This window comes from Haematospirillum jordaniae (assembly GCF_001611975.1).
Classification (GTDB): Bacteria; Pseudomonadota; Alphaproteobacteria; order Rhodospirillales; family Rhodospirillaceae; genus Haematospirillum; species Haematospirillum jordaniae.
The window spans coordinates 57,042-73,588 of the sequence record NZ_CP014525.1 but is presented as its reverse complement, the minus strand read 5'-3'; the positions used below and the strand labels follow the sequence as shown (position 1 = coordinate 73,588).

12 protein-coding genes are annotated in these 16,547 nt (G+C 55.3%); 6 read left to right on the top strand and 6 right to left on the bottom strand.

What is annotated here, in order from left to right:
• Positions 1-116 precede the first annotated feature (116 nt).
• The 3 genes from AY555_RS00350 (at position 117) to AY555_RS00340 (ending at position 3,894) form a co-directional block, all read left to right on the top strand.
• Positions 117-1,424, top strand: coding sequence for a serine/threonine transporter (locus AY555_RS00350; protein WP_066131913.1), 1,308 nt, complete (start codon positions 117-119; stop codon positions 1,422-1,424).
• 70 nt (positions 1,425-1,494) lie between these two features.
• Positions 1,495-2,895: an L-serine ammonia-lyase gene (locus AY555_RS00345; protein ID WP_066131910.1), complete on the top strand. Its 1,401-nt coding sequence runs from the start codon at positions 1,495-1,497 to the stop codon at positions 2,893-2,895.
• Positions 2,896-3,120: 225 nt separating this feature from the next.
• The gene (locus tag AY555_RS00340; RefSeq protein WP_066131902.1) at positions 3,121-3,894 is read left to right on the top strand and encodes a ferredoxin--NADP reductase; all 774 of its coding nucleotides are present in this window, start codon (positions 3,121-3,123) and stop codon (positions 3,892-3,894) included.
• 84 nt (positions 3,895-3,978) lie between these two features.
• Here the strand turns inward: AY555_RS00340 and AY555_RS00335 are convergent, their stop codons facing one another.
• The gene (locus tag AY555_RS00335) at positions 3,979-4,194 is read right to left on the bottom strand and encodes a hypothetical protein (RefSeq protein WP_066131899.1); all 216 of its coding nucleotides are present in this window, start codon (positions 4,192-4,194) and stop codon (positions 3,979-3,981) included.
• 565 nt (positions 4,195-4,759) lie between these two features.
• Here AY555_RS00335 and AY555_RS00325 point away from each other — a divergent pair.
• Positions 4,760-5,977, top strand: a complete 1,218-nt coding sequence (locus AY555_RS00325; RefSeq protein WP_066131892.1) for a DUF2325 domain-containing protein — start codon at positions 4,760-4,762, stop codon at positions 5,975-5,977.
• A gap of 189 nt (positions 5,978-6,166) precedes the next feature.
• A complete protein-coding gene (locus AY555_RS00320) occupies positions 6,167-7,855 on the top strand; it encodes a methyl-accepting chemotaxis protein (RefSeq protein ID WP_066131890.1) in 1,689 nt (562 codons plus the stop codon).
• Between the two features lie 29 nt (positions 7,856-7,884).
• Here the strand turns inward: AY555_RS00320 and megL are convergent, their stop codons facing one another.
• Entirely contained in the window at positions 7,885-9,132 is a 1,248-nt protein-coding gene (megL, locus tag AY555_RS00315) for a methionine gamma-lyase (protein WP_066131887.1), read from the bottom strand.
• Positions 9,133-9,274: 142 nt separating this feature from the next.
• A complete protein-coding gene (locus AY555_RS00310; protein ID WP_066131884.1) occupies positions 9,275-10,168 on the bottom strand; it encodes an alpha/beta fold hydrolase in 894 nt (297 codons plus the stop codon).
• 366 nt (positions 10,169-10,534) lie between these two features.
• Between AY555_RS00310 and AY555_RS00305 the strand changes: the two genes are divergently transcribed.
• Positions 10,535-13,501 carry an autotransporter family protein gene (locus AY555_RS00305; RefSeq protein WP_066131881.1) on the top strand — a complete coding sequence of 989 codons (2,967 nt, stop codon included), beginning with the start codon at positions 10,535-10,537 and terminating at the stop codon, positions 13,499-13,501.
• 194 nt (positions 13,502-13,695) lie between these two features.
• Here AY555_RS00305 and AY555_RS00300 read toward each other — a convergent pair whose 3' ends face one another.
• Genes AY555_RS00300 through AY555_RS00290 form a run of 3 tightly spaced genes read right to left on the bottom strand, consistent with a single transcriptional unit; the run spans position 13,696 to position 16,417 of the window.
• Positions 13,696-13,926: a FeoC-like transcriptional regulator gene (locus tag AY555_RS00300; RefSeq protein ID WP_066131878.1), complete on the bottom strand. Its 231-nt coding sequence runs from the start codon at positions 13,924-13,926 to the stop codon at positions 13,696-13,698.
• A complete protein-coding gene (gene feoB, locus AY555_RS00295) occupies positions 13,923-16,178 on the bottom strand; it encodes a Fe(2+) transporter permease subunit FeoB (RefSeq protein ID WP_066131875.1) in 2,256 nt (751 codons plus the stop codon). The genes AY555_RS00300 and feoB overlap by 4 nt, the downstream gene beginning before the upstream one ends.
• A complete protein-coding gene (locus AY555_RS00290; protein ID WP_209315835.1) occupies positions 16,175-16,417 on the bottom strand; it encodes a FeoA family protein in 243 nt (80 codons plus the stop codon). The genes feoB and AY555_RS00290 overlap by 4 nt, the downstream gene beginning before the upstream one ends.
• Positions 16,418-16,547: the final 130 nt, after the last annotated feature.

The following is a 16,547-nucleotide window of genomic DNA, read 5'->3' as shown; positions in this document are numbered from 1 at the left end:
AAACCGTTGAGTCGAAATCTCGGATGGTTTCCCGTTGGTGCGGTGCGAAACGACCCGCGTTCTATAGGGAGGCTGATTGAAAAACCGAGCCCATACCAGCAGAGGTCGTGTGTAGCATGTCTCAAGTTGTATCATCATCAGTGCCAAACCCGTCGGCGGCTGCAGCCGGTCCGGCCGCTTGGAGCCGCCACGACACCACGTGGATGCTGGGCCTTTACGGGACGGCAATTGGTGCCGGAACCCTGTTTTTGCCCATCAATGCGGGTATTGGTGGGCTGTGGCCTCTTTTGCTGATGGCCATCATTGCCTTCCCGTTGACGTACTTCTCCCACCGGGGGCTTAATCGTTTTGTCATGTCCAGCCGTAGGCCGGGTTCTGACATTACGGAAGTTGTCGAGGAGCATTTTGGCAGCGCAGCCGGGAAGATTATTACCCTGCTGTACTTCCTGACCATTTACCCCATTTTGATGCTGTATAGCGTTGCTGTTACCAACACGGTTGAATCCTTTATGATCAACCAGCTTGGTTTGGCTGATTGGGTTCCGCACCGCGCTGTTCTGTCCCTGATCTTGATTTTGTCCTTGATGGCGATTGTTCGTCTGGGTGCGGAAATGATCGTCAAGGCCATGAGCCTGCTGGTGTATCCCTTTGTTGCAGCCCTGATGATTCTGGCTATTTACCTGATCCCTGAGTGGAGTTCTGCTGCCTTTGACAGTGCGGGAAGCTTTTCCGACGCCGTTTCTGGTGTAACATTCTGGAAGACCGTATGGCTGGCAATTCCGGTGATGGTGTTTTCTTTCAACCACTCGCCGATTATTTCTTCCTTCGCAGTTGATCAGCAGCGTTTGCATGGTGAGCACGCGGAACCAGCATCTAGCCGGGTTCTGTTCCGTGCCCATGCCATGATGGTCGTGTCTGTCATGTTCTTTGTGTTCAGCTGTGTGATGAGCCTGTCGCCGGCCGACTTGATGGCCGCGAAAGAGCAGAACATTTCTATTCTGTCCTACCTTGCAAATCATTTCTCGACGCCTGCTATTGCTTGGGCTGCGCCCTTGATTGCGATCATCGCCATCAGCAAGTCATTCCTGGGTCACTATATGGGCGCCAAGGAAGGCTTTAATGGCCTGATCCAGCAGGAACTGCGTCAGCGCGGGAAAGTGGTTTCCGGTTCTCTTCTTGATCGTTCTGCCGCTGTGTTCATGATCCTGAGCTGCTGGATGGCTGCAACGTTTAATCCCAGCATTATCGGCACCATCGAAAGTTTGGGTGGTCCGGTTATTGCGGCGTTGCTGTTCCTGATGCCGATGTATGCCATCGCCAAGGTTCCTTCGATGAAGAAGTACTCTGGCGCGTTCAGCAACATCTTTGTTGTTCTGATTGGGTTGATTGCCATGACTGCAATCTTCTTCGATCTGCTGTCCTGACCGAAAAGCGGGTCCGGCCGGAGAGAGCGGCCGGACCCTGTCAGGCGAAAGTTATCCGGGAGATTTTACTATGTTCAGTATGTCTGACATCTACAAGATAGGCGTCGGCCCATCCAGTTCGCATACAGTGGGCCCTATGCGCGCCGGCCATCAATTCCTGGGGGCTTTGAAGGAGACGGGGAAGTTTGTCCAGACGCGCAGGATCCATGTTGATTGTTATGGATCTCTCGCCCTGACGGGCAAGGGGCACTGTACAGATCATGCCATTATCATGGGGCTGTGTGGCAATCAGCCCGATACAGTCAATCCTGATCAGATACCGTCTGTTGTCGCGGATGTTGAGGCAACAGGGACGCTGAATCTGGGGCGAACCAAGCAGCGCGTAACGTTCAGCATGGACTTTCATCGCGCGAATTTGCCTCTGCATGAAAATGGTATGCAAATCCACGCTTATAGTGACGATGGACTGATTCTCTCCAAGACGTACTATTCCATCGGCGGTGGATTCATTGTCGAGGAAGAGCAGTTCAATCAAAGATCCTGTAGCGAAACACCGGTTCCACATCATTTCCTGTCAGCCGAAGACTTGCTGCGCATGTGCGAAGAAACGGGCCTGTCCATCTCGGCTTTGGTCATGGAGAACGAGAGAGCGTTCCATGATACCGACGAGCTGCGTTCCCACTTCCGCCGTGTGTGGCAGGTAATGAAGGGGTCCATGGAGCGCGGTATGCGCGTGGAGGGTAATCTCCCCGGTCCGATGAAAATTCCCCGGCGTGCTTCAGCTCTCCACAGAATGCTGACAACGTCCCTGAAAATGGCCAATGACCCCATGAACGTCATGGATTGGGTCAACATGTACGCCATGGCCATGTCGGAAGAGAATGCAGCGGGTGGGCAAGTTGTCACGTCCCCCACCAATGGGGCCTGTGGTGTTGTTCCGGCAGTTCTAGCGTATTACGATCACTTCATTCAGCCCTTGGACGAAGATACGACGCTGCGGTTCTTCCTGTCGTCTGGTGCTATTGGCTGCTTGTTCAAGCTGAACGCGTCCATATCTGGTGCTGAAGTCGGATGTCAGGGAGAGGTTGGGGTAGCGTGTTCCATGGCTGCTGCCGGGTTGACCGAGCTTTTGGGCGGAAGCCCGCAGCAGGTCTGTATGGCAGCCGAGATTGCGATGGAGCACAATCTGGGCCTTACCTGCGACCCGGTTGGTGGGCAGGTGCAGATTCCTTGCATTGAGCGTAATGCCATCGCAGCGGTCAAGGCGATCAACGCGGCGCGTATGGCTATGCACCGGATCAGCACACCCAAGGTTTCCCTCGATAAGGTTATTGCCGCGATGTACGAAACCGGCAAGGATATGGATCCCAAGTACCGGGAAACGTCCTGTGGTGGGTTGGCCTTGCAGGTGGCAGCCGAGGTGACGATGACACCGGGCGGGGCTGTGCGTTGGGTTGAAGACGCCGCCTGATACTTTCTTCTTTATTGTTCTGTGCTGGGCCGTGGCTGTTTCTGTCGCGGCCCAGCATTGTATGTATGCGCCACGACATGGTCCTTCCAATCAATTTGCCTCGGGGATAACCCCATGTTAACCATACGATCATTCTGCAGGGTGTCGCGCTGACGGAAACCCCATTCCTGTACACACATCCCGGGAAGGGCGCATCCCCGGGTTCTGGCTATTATGCGGAGAATCATGAGTAATATTCGGCGGGAGACAGTAACCTACGTTCACCACTGGACCGATCGCTTGTTCAGTTTCCGGACAACACGCGATCCGGGGTTCCGGTATATCAACGGACAGTTTACGATGATCGGGCTCCAGGTAGAGGGAAAGCCCCTTTTGCGGGCCTATTCTATGGTCAGCGCCAATTATGAGGACGAGCTCGAGTTTCTGTCGATCAAGGTTCCTGACGGACCGCTGACATCCCGTCTTCAGCACATAAAGGTTGGTGATATGGTTCTGGTCGGTACAAAGCCGGTCGGGACGTTGGTACAAGACAGCCTCTTGCCCGGTCGTCACCTGTATCTTTTGTCGACTGGTACGGGGCTTGCGCCGTTTATGAGTGTTATTCGTGACCCTGATGCCTATGAGCGTTATGAGAAGGTTATCCTTGTTCATGGGTGCCGGGAAGTGGCAGAGCTTGCCTATGCGGACTATATTACCCGCGAACTGCCGCAGCATGAATTCCTTGGGGATTTGGTCCGGGACAAGCTTCTTTACTATACGACCGTAACCCGCGAGCAGCACCCCGTTCAGGGACGTATTACGACCCTGATAGAGAGTGGACAGATGTTCAGCGATCTTGGATTGCCAGAGCCCAATGTCGAAGATGATCGTTTCATGTTGTGTGGGAGTCCGGCCATGTTGACGGATACGACCAAGTTGTTGGAAGACAGGGGCTTCCACGAGGGAGCATCCAATGACCCCCGTCAGTATGTTATTGAGAAGGCGTTTGTCGAGAAGTAGGACCCTTCTTGAGGTAACAGGCGGACACGAAATAAAAGGGCCGGAACAGCGATGTTCCGGCCCTTTTGCAGTGGATTGTACCCTTTAATGGGAAAGGTTGGCTCGTGCAGCCTCAAAGGCGGCCCTTACATCATCCGGGCGCACACCATCGCGGTTCATGACCGCCATGATCAGAGGATCGTCCAGAAGGGTTTCCAGATCTGGATCTTCCCATGCCATGGTACGGCGCTTGGCAAGAACATTGCTGCGCACGGAACGCAGAAAAGTGCGGCGGGCAGTATCAGAAATCAAAGATGGCATGGTCTCACCTCCCGGGAGCTGTGTGGAGAGTGCGGCCAAGGCACTTGGTCCATCCGGATTGCAGTGCACAAGTGACAACACGATAAAAAACCACCAATTCGTAAACATGTACCAAGGCGAAACAAGGGCAGGGCAAAAAAAACTTGTGAAAACCGTGAAAGAGGAGCGTGCTTTCTGCCGACTCCGCCAGACCTGCGAGCTTTCCTTAACGGTCTACCCAGGGATGATCTGTCTTCCTGTAACCCTCCGAACGACAGCTTGGACGGCATAAAACCCAAGCCAAATCCGGAGCAACAAACAGTACTGTTTCGTCAACACGTTGGCCAGAGAGGGAGGTGCCGCGCTTGTCCTGCCGGACATATCCACAGGCACACCCATGAGTATTCAGTATAGGAGTCCCGTTTCAGGGGTCAATGTGCCATAGAGGACTATCCAGTCATTTTTTATCAGCGGTCTTCCGGGCACTGAAACAATAAAAAATCTTGCCAGTTCTGCCTTGGACTCTTTATTGATAATGAAAATTATTATCAAATGAAATCCCTCACCCCGTCGAGGAGAGATCTGCATGTCTCCCATAAATCTGCCCAAGGACCTCTTGGCCCAGTCAGCCCCCCTTTCTTCCCGTCGTCCTCGCCTAGATGAAATTGCACCGCGTTGGCATTGCAGTATCGTTGGGACATGTCTGACGCTTGCAGATCTCAGGAAGCTTGCGGCAAAGCTTTCTGTGCACCTGGCGCCTGATATCAGCGATTATCGCCTGCACGGTGCCATCGTTCATCTGGCAGCCCAGAACAAGATACTGGGCAAGCAGGTGATGCGGATTCTGGACAAGCGCTATCAAGCGACAGTATCGCGCTTTATGAGAACGCGTGATGAAGGGGAGTTGTCTACCTTGTGGAACGAGGCCTTGGAGGGTGGCGATATCCCGGGGGCTTATTGGGCCTTGATGACTCACCCGCTGGATTGCAGCGATTTGCGTGAACGCGCCTATGGTGAGGTGCATATGCTGTCTCACTTGTCCGGGGCCGTGCAGCGGGCTGATATGCAGAAGATAGTACGTCTGGAGGCCTCTTTGGCCGAGCGCACGGCAGAAATTGGCCGTTTGCGTGCCTTGATGGCCCAGGCACGAGATGAACGTGATGAGGCGCGACGGAACATAGCCATTGCCAGTATTCAGCAGCGCCGGGTCGAAGATTTGGCATCACGGTTGGCTGATCTGGAAAGCGGGGACATTCTGCGTACGGCCGAAGAGGCCGCCCGTACGGCCCGCGCCGAGAGAGATGCCTTGGCCCGTCAGATTGAAGGGCTTCTGCGTCGTCTGGACCTGTTATCGGAACGAGAGTCGGGTGAGAAGGAGAGGAATCGAGCTCTGGAGGCTCGTGTTGTTGAGCTGGAGAATCGACTTCGTCAAGAAGGACCAAATTTACACGGGACTTGTGATGGAAACAGGGGGGAGGATGATATTGACCTGAAAAAGCAGAAAATCTTGTATGTTGGTGGAATAAGTCATGTCGCCCGTCACCTAGAAGACGTGGTCCGGTCCTGTAACGGGGAGTTCATCCATCACGATGGGGGGCTGGATGACGGCTGTCCACAGCTGGCTGGCGCTGTGTCGTGTGTGGACATGGTCTTTTGTCCTGTGACCTGCGTCAGCCATGAGGCGATGGTCCATATCAAGCGCAATTGCCGCAAAGCCTGTAAGCTTTTTGTTCCCTTGCCCAATCACAGTATTTCTACCTTTCGTCGGGTTTTGGGGCAGGTTCATGCTCGGATGGTGAGTTGATGATATACCTATGGGCTAAAAGCACCCGGGGATCAGGTTTGTTTTGTTACGGTCAAGTTGTGTCTCCATGTAAAGGCAAAACAGGTTTTTCTTGTTGCCTTCTAGGCCGACCGCCAAGATCAACGCCGGTGCATCCACGCAGTCCCGGTGGGGCATGGTTGGTCCTGGTTCCCGGCAGGAGAGATGGACATGCGATTCGCTGACCTTGGCATGACATTCAAAGTTCTGGCGGTGGTCGCTCTTATGGCCTTGGCCACGGTTGCTGCCGGTGGTTTGGCTGTCGTCCGCATGGCGGAGATTGATAATTCCTACTCTGACCTGCTTGTCCATGACACCAAAGTGCAGGTGCTTCTGGCGCGGGCCAATCAAAACCTGCTGAATGCCGGGCGTTTGGCCTATCGTCTGACGCAGGAAAGGGAGGATGCGGTCCTCAAGGGCATATCAGATGAGATCAACAACGACTTCAAGCTGTTCCGGGAGCGGACAGCAGAGGCCGCAAAGCTTCTTCCGGTTTATGCCCCCCGTATCACTGCCATCGTCGAGGAGTTTGCGGTCTACGAAGGCGCCCTTGTCGAGGCCCGCGACCTGATTGTTGCACGCAAGTTTGACGAGGGTTTAATCGTCCTTGTAGACAAGGCAACCCCACAGGGCCGTACTGTGCGTACGACGGTGGCGTCCTTGGTGGATAACGTTGATGTTGAGCTGCAGAAAAAGTCTGACAATCTGGGCGACAGTGCTGATGCGGCTATTGTTGGCACGATTGTCTTGATTATCGGCGGCCTGATCGTGGTTGTTCTGGTCGCTGTTGTTCTGGTCAAGACATCAATTTCCGGGCCAATGAACGGCTTGGCTTCGGTCATGGAAACCATTGCGGACGGTAATTTTGACACTGAAATACAGGGGCTGGATCGCAAGGACGAAATTGGGGTTATGGCCCGCAGTGTTGACATCTTCCGACAGAATGGCATCCGTATTCGTCAGATGGAGGCCGAGCAGGCCAACCAGAAGCGCCGTGCCGAGCAGGAAAAGAAGGTAGCAATGAATGCGCTGGCCGATCGTTTCGAATCGTCCGTGCAATCGATTGTCGAAACACTGTCTTCTGCTGCCACAGAGCTTCAGGCCAGTGCGGAATCCATGACGTCATTGGCTTCGATGTCTGCATCCCAAGGTAAGGTGGTGGCTGAAGCAGCAACGCAGGCTTCGTCCAACGTGCAGACCGTGGCATCGGCATCAGAAGAGCTTGCGGCATCTATTCAGGAGATTGTACGCCAAGTCTCCGACTCCAGCCAGATTACGGCAGATGCCGTTGATCAGACAGGTCGTAGCGGCGAGATTATCAAGGGGCTGGCCCAGTCTACCCAGCAGATTGGCGAAGTGGTTAACCTGATCAATGACATCGCCAGTCAAACCAACCTTCTGGCGTTGAACGCCACAATTGAAGCGGCCCGCGCCGGGGAAGCCGGCAAGGGCTTTGCTGTTGTTGCCAACGAGGTCAAGAGCTTGGCCAACCAGACGGCCCGGGCCACTGGCCAGATTTCCGAGCAGATCGGTGCCGTGCAGAACGCGACCCACGATGCAGTGGCGGCGATTGCCATGGTGATCGAGACCATCGGGCGCCTGAACCAGATTTCTGCAGCCATTGCCTCGGCCATGGAAGAACAGGATGCGGCCACTCGTGAGATTGCCCGCAACGTGGAAGAAGCCTCCAACGGTACGGGCGAGGTGACCAGAAACGTTCGCAGCATGAACGAGGCGTCCGGCGAGGTTGGTAATTCCGCAAGCCAAGTTCTATCTGCAGCCAAGGAGCTGGCGCAGCAGTCTGCGGCGCTGAAAACCGAGGTCACCCGCTTTGTCGAGGAAATCCGGACCGGGGGCTAGACTTCCAGTTACCTGATGCACAAAAGCGTTCATAAAACCCGCCGGCACGTAAAGGTTCCGGCGGGCTTCCTGTTTCTGGAGACACGTGTGTGGTCCAGTGCTTGGCAGATGTCATCCAGAATATCGACCGGCGTCTCCAGCCCGGCTGAGATTCGTATCAGTCCATCGGAGATCCCGTGTTCTGCCCGCTCTTCTGGCGTATAGGCAGAATGGGTCATGCTGGCCGGGTGTTGCACCAGCGTTTCTGGATCGCCAAGGCTGACTGCGCAGGTCACCAAGCGCAGGGCATTGATGAAAGCCAGACCGGCGGACATTCCCCCATGCAGCTCGAAAGCAACCATGCCGCCATAGCCCCCGGTCATCTGCCGCTGTGCTAGATCGTGTGAGGGGTTGCTGTCCAGTCCAGGATACATGACGGTGTGGACAGCTGGGTGTTGTTCCAGAAGTTGTGCGATGGCCGCAGCTGTAGAGCAGTGCCGGGCCATCCGTAGCTCCAGTGTTTTCAGCCCGCGCAGGATCTGGCTGGCATCAAACGGAGACAGCACTGCCCCGGTCATGTCTTTCAATCCTGTTGCGCGAATAGCAGCAACCATATCACTCGTCCCCAAAACGGCCCCAGCGGTCAGATCGCCGTGCCCACCTAGGTACTTGGTGGCGGAGTGCACAACCAGATTAGCTCCCATCTCGGCCGGGCGCTGGATAACGCTGGCTCCATAGGTGTTGTCGACAACAGTTACAGCCCCGGCATGGCGGGCTATAGCCGATACGGCGGCAATATCGATCAGGCGCATATTGGGATTGGCCGGAGTCTCGAAATACACAATGGCGGTATCTGGCCCGATAGCGGCGGGCAGCGCTTTCGGATTGGTCAAATCCACATGGGTAATCTTGACCCCGAACCGGGCCAGCCCATGGTGCAGAAGGGCAAATGTGCAGCCGTACAGGGTTTGGTCAACGATAATTTCCTGCCCGGGCGACAGCAGGGTCCACAGGGTGGCGGCAATGGCCCCCATGCCAGATCCGGTGACAAGGGCTGCCTCGGTTCCCTCCAGTGTAGCCAGTCGTGTTTCCAGCAGCGCCAGTGTCGGGTTCCCCAGACGGGTGTAGACAAACCCGGCATCATGCCCGGCAAAGCGTTCCCCTCCGGTCTGGGCATCGGGAAAGGCAAAGGTGGATGTCATGTAAACCGGCGGCACCAAGGAGCCCTGATGGCTGTGTGGATCATAGCCCGCATGAATGGCCCGGGTGGCAAACCCGGCCTGTTTTGTATCTGACATGGTACGTCCCCTGTATTGTTTATTTTGTTGTTGCCCCTTTGCCGCTGGACCCTTCACAACAGGTCCGAAACGATCGTGCACAGGGTATGTCTGGTTTTTGTTTGCGGCAATGTAAATGTGTCTTTTTCACGGTACCGGGATATCACGGTGACGCCTTGGATACATCTGGCAGAGGCTGCTGCAGGAGTGTGGGCCATGCGGTATCCCACCCGTGGGAATGATCCAGGCCGGGAACCACGACCTTGACAGCCGCCGCCCCGGCGCGGCGCACAAAGGCATCGGCTAGGAACGGGGGAACAGTGCGGTCATGCTCCCCGACAAAGTGGATCTGCGGCACAGAGCGTGTGCGCGCAGCCTCCGTAACAGCATCGACGGACTCGGTCATGGAGGAAACCCGGTGATGCCGGACAAAGGCCCCGGAATCTAGGTTGCCGGCCACGGTGCGCAAAGCCGCCACATCACTCCGGCGTGCGGTCAGTATGGCGGCAATCCCCCCCCCGCCGGAATAGCCGACCAGCTCCACCGTTGTTGCCCCGGCCCGCTTGCGCAAGGCCGTCACGGCGGTATCTACAGCCTCTATGACGGTAGGAGCCATGCGGGCATGGGTCCAGTACGACCGGTCGCATGCTGTTTCCGGCCGGGCCAGCATGCTGTATTGGCACGGACGCGCCAGCCACGCCACGTTGGGCGCCGGATCACGGGTTGCCAGCCATAACGCCACCGGGCGGTGCGGCGTGGGATCGGGCGAAGGCCGGGTGCGGGTGACCCAAGCAAAGCCATCGCCTTCTATATAAAGCCGCAGCGGTTGTCCCGGGGCCTGTATTCGTACCTGAGCCAACAGGGTAAATGGCCCGCTGTCCAGCCATTGCGGCTGCATACCCTGTGCCCGGCCTGTCGCCAGCGCCGAATCGAGACGATCCCCCAAAGGCCCGCCCCCGCACCCGGCCAGTCCCACCATCACCAGAACGGCCAGCCAGCGATGCAGGCCCATGGCACGGATGCACCGGGATACGGGCGTTTTCGCGGGGGGTGTCATGGGCTTGGGCTCCGTAATCAAGGGTGGCGTGGCTTGTGTACACCACTCGGGGAAAGGCGTCATGGCAAACGTGTTTTTGCGTTTCAACCATGAATATAGATTCCGGTGAATGGCAATCATGACATTCACCGTGCTGTGGCATCTGCGTAACAGGGGGGCAACGAAAAAGTGCAGTTTGTGCAGATGGCAATTATGTAGTTAAAAAAGCAAATAAAATCAGCATGATAGGTGTGTTTTGCATGTTGACCCATGGCCGGAACGTATTATCAAGAGAGTCCGGCGCGCAGGCAGGGAACCCCATAACCTCAGGTGTCCATGTCCGGTGCGTGTGGTTGGCATCAACACAACACAGGAAGAGAACCGATCGTGTTACAAAAACGTAAGCATCTTTTGGCAACAACGGCGCTGGCCGCAGTTGTTATGGCAATTCCCGGCGTGGCAGGGGCAACCTCGTCGGCAGCACCGGCACCGGCGGAAGTGGTCGTACAAAACGGCGGCTACGTTGCCGAAGGTAAGGTTGGCAAAGGCGGTGGCGTCATTGTAAATGGTGTTGCTGCAAACCCTCAGGGTCTGATCAAGGCGTCGGATATTGCGGCCGATGGGAAATACCACGCCTTGAATGCAATACTTGCCACACCTCTTGCAACGGGTGCGACTGCTACGCCGACCAAGCTCATGGAGCAGATCTCTGAGATTGCCGGTGCAGGTGTTACTGATGCGTTGATCAACGCATTGAGCACAGAATTGGCCAAAGAGACTCCCGATTTTGCTGCAATATCTAGTGCCGCAAAGGCGTTGTTTGGTGGCGGTAAGATTGATGCCAGCAAGCTAGCTTCTGGTTTCAATGACCTCAACGCTTATTTTTCAGCTGATGCTGCTGGCAAAGAAAAAGCACAGGCACTGCTGAAGGCATGGCAATTGAGGCAAGAGCTTCTGACAGAAGCAAAGCGGCATGACAACATTGTTGCCAGCATTGGTACGGCAGACAAGCCAGAGCCGTTCGCTGTTCTGAACGCTGACAAGGCTAATATCACCGTTGACGAGACCCATACCGACGTATTGACCATGAATGCCGGAAAGACCTTTACGGCACAGTCCGGTCGGACCGAAGCAAAGGCCGTGGTGATCAATGGTGAAGGCAGCCATGTTATCGGTAAGAGCTCCGCTGGCGCGGTTGGTGGCTTCGACCTTGGCAATGTCTCCACCACCAAGAACGGCCAAGGCAAGCTGGAATTGCACGCTGCTGCAGATACCGTGGATGGTGGCAAGGTAACGAAAAAAGGCGGCGCCGTTGGCAACATCGGTACCTCCGGCAAGCGTTTTGCTGATGTCACCATCAACGCAACCGAAACCAATGCCGTTGCAACCGGTGGCGATGTTTATGCCAAAAAGCTGACCCTGAATGCTCGAGATGCACGTACCTCCAGCGGTTCAGGTGATTCTGTGACATACCGCGGCAATGCGATCAATCTGGGTTACGTTGGCGCAGAAGCCTTGCTACTTGATGGAGAGGGTACCACTAGCATTGGTGGCCGCGCTGATAAAGTCAAAGGCTTCAACATTGGCAAAGTCGAAACTAAGGCCAATGATAAGGGCGTTCTACGTCTGTATGCTACCGAAGGATCCAGAATCGGACAAATCGGTACGAAGACCCATGCCCTGAAAGAAGTCTGGTTGCAGGAAGGATTGCTTGCTCTTGGTTCCGGCGAAGTGCATGCAAATAATATGCACTTGGAAGCAGGCACAGCGCTGTGGCTCGATGGGTACACCAAGATCAATGGCTCACTGCATGCCCCGGCAATGAATGACGCAACCAAGAAAACAGGCACACTGAAGGATGGTAGCGAGTATTCATACTGGACGTCAGAAATCATTGTTTCGCAGAAAGCTATCGATGCAGTTAAGAAAGATGGCAAAGCCGTCTTGGAAGTAGTATCTCTGGGGGGCTTTACAGCTGATAGCCAAGAAAAGAAAATATCTGCAATCGTTCCTCGTGTTGAGAACACGGTCCTGGAAGGAAAGTTCAAGTCTTTAAAGATCAATACGCCTCCAGCTGCACTGAGTGCCAACGACAAAATGTTTGTTGAGGAAACGTTCGGTCGTGACTATGGTACCGCCTTGGCTCGGATCGAGAGTATCGTTTCTGACGATAGAACGTTGATCACAACAACAGTTGCTCCGCGCAGCGACAGTGAGATTGCCCGCAGGTTGTCGGTCAGTACCGATGAAGCCAAGGCTATCAAGGCTGTGGTTCGTTCATTGGGGGGTGATGCCGAAGCTCGTGCAGCCCTGAATGTGGCTCTGGAAAAGAACAGCGATGCCGGAAATGCCGCCCGTCAGTCGGCTGTATCCACGGTCTCCCAGGCCAACCAGGCTATCAACACCGCGTCCCGCGCTGCGGCTGATGCCGTTGCATCCCGTTTGGCATCGGCCCGTACCGGTAACGATGTGGCCGGTCTGCAGCAAACCGGTACCGCCGCTGGTGACAGCACCCTGCGCAACGGCGCCTGGGTCAAGGCCGCAGGCAGCACCGCATCTCAGAAGTCCCGTGGCGGTGTGGCTGGAAACAGCACCAACAGCTATGGGATGACCATTGGTATGGACAACATGGTTGCCGACGACGTGCGCGTTGGTCTGGCCCTCAGCACATCCAAGTCCGACATGAAGGGCAAGGGTGCCAGCCAGACAAAGACCGATGTTACATCCTACCAGGTTGCCCTGTACGGTTCGTATGAGCCAGAGGGTTTCTTCGTTGAAGGTCAGCTGGCTTATGCCCAGAATAGCGTGAAGACCTCGCGCCAGGTTACCATTGGTGGTCTGGACCGGACCGCCAAAGGCAAGTACGACGCCAACCAGTACTCTGCCTCTGTCGCCGCCGGATCTCCACTGCACCGTGGTGCCGTGACTCTGACCCCTAAAGCAGGTCTGTCCTACACCTATACCGATCCTTCCAAGTACACGGAAACCGGTGCCGGTGCGTTCAACATGACTGTTGATCCTTCGGCAACCAGCATTCTGGAAGGAAGCTTGGGTGGTTCGCTGGCCTATGAACACAAAACCCTGCGCGGTTCTGTCGTTCGTCCGGAACTGCGTGCTGCTGCGCTGTATGACTTCATCGGTGATGATGCTACCAGCACCGGTAAGTACTCCGGCGATACAACCCTGTTCAACACCTCTGGCCTGAAGCGGTCCCGGTTCGGTGGCACCATTGGTGCCGGCTTGGGCTACACCACGGCCGATGGCGTGTGGGAAGTTCGTGCGGACTATGACGCAGAAATGCGGTCTGGCTATGTCGGTCACAACGGCATGCTGACGGGTCGTGTCAACTTCTGATCCCCTGTAGTGTTGGCTGGGTGTATTGTGTACATCCAACCACGCTATCTGGCAGAGCCCCTCGCTTCGGCGGGGGGTTTTGCGTTATCATACAAAGTTCGCTACCCATGCTGACATTAATGAAGAGGGGCCTCTCTGCGTAAGCCGTTTGGCAGGTACTTCACGATCCTTTATGGGTGCAAGGCAGTTTTGTGTTATACCCATTCGTATAGATCAACAGATACAGAAGGACATGTGGTACATCCTCCACGGCGCGTGCCGCAGGGTGGGGGGGCGGTGATGCGGCGGGCTTTTCCCTTTGCGATCCATCGTTCGATCAGGGGTTCTACGGCTTCCTCGGTACTGTTGACATGCGCGGCAATATCGGCTGCAGACAAGGGGCCATAGGTTTGCAGGCAGTGCCGTATGGCAAACAAGCTGTTCATGCTGTTCTCTGTTTCCGGAGTCTGTTCAGTCTGATTCCAGACAGAATCCCTATAGCCAGCATCAGGCTTATACCTGTGGCGATTACAGGGTATCCCGATTTTATGACCAAGGTTCCGCCTTGGTAGATCGCGACAGCGGATAGCCAAGCCAGTGCCGTTGTCCATATGGCAGAGAACAACATCCAGCGCATGCCAATTTCCTGTCGGATAGCACCGAGGGTCGCTACGCATGGGCTGTAGAGCAGAACCAGCACCATATAGGCCAAGGCTGCTGGTGGGCTGCTGAACCTTCGTGCCAGTTCTTGTGTCAGGGGTGTTTCCTGGTGATCCGGATTATCTTCAACCGACCCAAGCCCTGTTAGGGCCATTATGTTTGTGGGGATGGTAGCGAAAGCATCAGTAAGCGCTTCAAGGAGTGAAGCCGTTGAGTTCGCTGCGTTCTCATCATCGTGCGTAGAGACATACAGGCTGTCCAGTGTGGCGATAATGGCCTCCTTTGCGAATAGGCCGGTTACCAGCCCAACTGCAGCGGGCCAGTTGTCATCATTAATACCAAGAGGCTCGAGCGCAGGGATCAGGGCACGGCTTGTTGATGCCAGGATAGAATTCTGCCTGTCTGCAATATCAAATGTTCCGTCCGTACCTGTTGATGCCAAGAGGGATAGAACTGTCACAACCGGAACAATAATCTGACCGGCCCGGAAGACAAAACCGGCAAGTCGTTGTCGTGTTTGCAGCATGATTGTTCGTCCCGAAGGAACATGCCACGGGGGTAATTCCATAACGAAGGGGAGCGACCCTCCCCCTAGGAATGTGTGTTTGAGGACAAGCCCAGTGCCTACAGCAGCCATAAGACCCAGAATGTAAAGACCAAACACCACGTTCTGGCCGTTTTCAGGGAAGAAAGCGGCTGCAAAAAGCGCAAAAACGGGCAATCTGGCCCCACATGACATGAAAGGGGCCATCATGGATGTCAGAATTCTTTCGCGCCGATGTTCCAAAGTTCGGGTTGCCATGATCGCCGGGACATTACAGCCAAACCCGACAATCAGGGGGACAAAAGCCTTTCCGGGTAGGCCAAGGCTGCGTATGGCCCGATCGGCAACAAACGCTGCGCGAGCCATATAGCCCGAATCTTCCAAGGCAGACAGGAAGAGAAACAGAAAGCCGATAATAGGAATAAACGTGCAAACGGTTTGCATGCCTTGGCCGACAGCCTTCACTACGGCAGCAAGCCATGGGGGGGCAGCGGCCGCTTCCAGAAGGCGGGACGGAGCATCAACTAGCAAAGCACCTGCTGCTAGGTCAAAGGCGTCGATGAATGCCCCGCCCAGCGTGATGGTCAGCAGGAACATCAGATACATAACGGCCAGAAAGATGGGGATTCCCGCAAATTTGCTCAGAACGAGGGAATCAAGTCTCCCTGTCGTGCGTGCCGTTTCCATGGGGGTCTTTTTGCAGCAATCAGCCAGAATCGTGCCAATAAAGGTGTAACGTCCTTCGGCAATCAGGATATCTGCGTCTTCGCCGCTGTTTGTGCTGATGTTGTTACGGGCTTCTTCTGCAGCGTTAATCCCCGCAGCATCCGTCAAGGTTTCGGCCAGGTTATCACCTTCAATTAGGCGTAGCGCCGCCCATGTGGGGTCAATACCAGCCATTGTGGCTTTTTCGCTGACGAAGGGAACAAGCGCCCGAATGGCTTCAATAATACTTGCGTGATGGTCCGGGCGTCGCTTTGTTTCGTTTGCGGCCTTTATTGCTGTCTCCAGCGTTGTCCTGAGTTGCTCCAGTCCACGGGAGCGGGAGGCGATCAAAGGGATAACCGGGCATCCTAGGCTTGTGGACAGCTGCTGATGGTCAATGGTGATTCCCTTGCTCTCTGCCACATCCATCATGTTGATCGCTAGAATAAGGGGGACACCCATTTCCAGAATCTGTGTGGTCAGGTAAAGGTTCCGCTCCAGCGCCGAGGCATCCAGCACATTGATAATCAAGGCGGGCTTGTCAAGCAGCAGGGTATCACGGGCAATTCGTTCATCCTCGCTGCCGGTATCCGGCCCACCCAGCATGTAGGTTCCTGGCAGGTCTACAAGTGTGACGCAGCGTCCGTTCGGTAATTTTATGGTGCCCGTTTTTTTCTCGATGGTCACGCCGGGCCAGTTGCCAACGTGTTGCCGCGACCCTGTCAATGCATTGAAAAGCGTTGTTTTTCCGCAATTTGGGTTGCCGGCCAGTGCAATGTGCAGGGTCATGGTGACAGGACCTCCACGGCGACAATACTGGCTTCAGAACGGCGTATGGTAAGACTGCAACCCCGTACATGCAGCTCTAAGGGGTCTCCCAATGGGGCGACCCGTGTGATTGTAAAGCAGGTCCCCGGTGTCAGGCCCATGGCCAACAGGCGTTGCCGGTATCCGGCACTCCCCCCCTGTAATCCGATGACACGTGCTGCTTGTCCGGGGTATAGATCCTGAAGAGTCATATCTGCCATGGTTCTGTTGTTCGGGTATCGGTTTCTGGCAATGGGCCGCGGGAGTGCGGGGCTGCTGCAACTTGATCTGATTTTCATATGCTATCTGTCAATATGATGAATTGATCTGTCTCAACTTAAAACGCGGACG

Coding starts and splice junctions, on each gene's coding strand:
- AY555_RS00310 (WP_066131884.1), bottom strand. CDS start 10,168: ATGACACCCCCCGCGAAAACGCCCGTATCCCGGTGCATCCGTGCCATG.
- AY555_RS00335 (WP_066131899.1), bottom strand. CDS start 4,194: ATGCCATCTTTGATTTCTGATACTGCCCGCCGCACTTTTCTGCGTTCC.
- AY555_RS00345 (WP_066131910.1), top strand. CDS start 1,495: ATGTTCAGTATGTCTGACATCTACAAGATAGGCGTCGGCCCATCCAGT.
- AY555_RS00325 (WP_066131892.1), top strand. CDS start 4,760: ATGTCTCCCATAAATCTGCCCAAGGACCTCTTGGCCCAGTCAGCCCCC.
- AY555_RS00320 (WP_066131890.1), top strand. CDS start 6,167: ATGCGATTCGCTGACCTTGGCATGACATTCAAAGTTCTGGCGGTGGTC.
- AY555_RS00340 (WP_066131902.1), top strand. CDS start 3,121: ATGAGTAATATTCGGCGGGAGACAGTAACCTACGTTCACCACTGGACC.
- AY555_RS00350 (WP_066131913.1), top strand. CDS start 117: ATGTCTCAAGTTGTATCATCATCAGTGCCAAACCCGTCGGCGGCTGCA.
- AY555_RS00300 (WP_066131878.1), bottom strand. CDS start 13,926: ATGAACAGCTTGTTTGCCATACGGCACTGCCTGCAAACCTATGGCCCC.
- megL (WP_066131887.1), bottom strand. CDS start 9,132: ATGTCAGATACAAAACAGGCCGGGTTTGCCACCCGGGCCATTCATGCG.
- AY555_RS00290 (WP_209315835.1), bottom strand. CDS start 16,417: ATGGCAGATATGACTCTTCAGGATCTATACCCCGGACAAGCAGCACGT.
- feoB (WP_066131875.1), bottom strand. CDS start 16,178: ATGACCCTGCACATTGCACTGGCCGGCAACCCAAATTGCGGAAAAACA.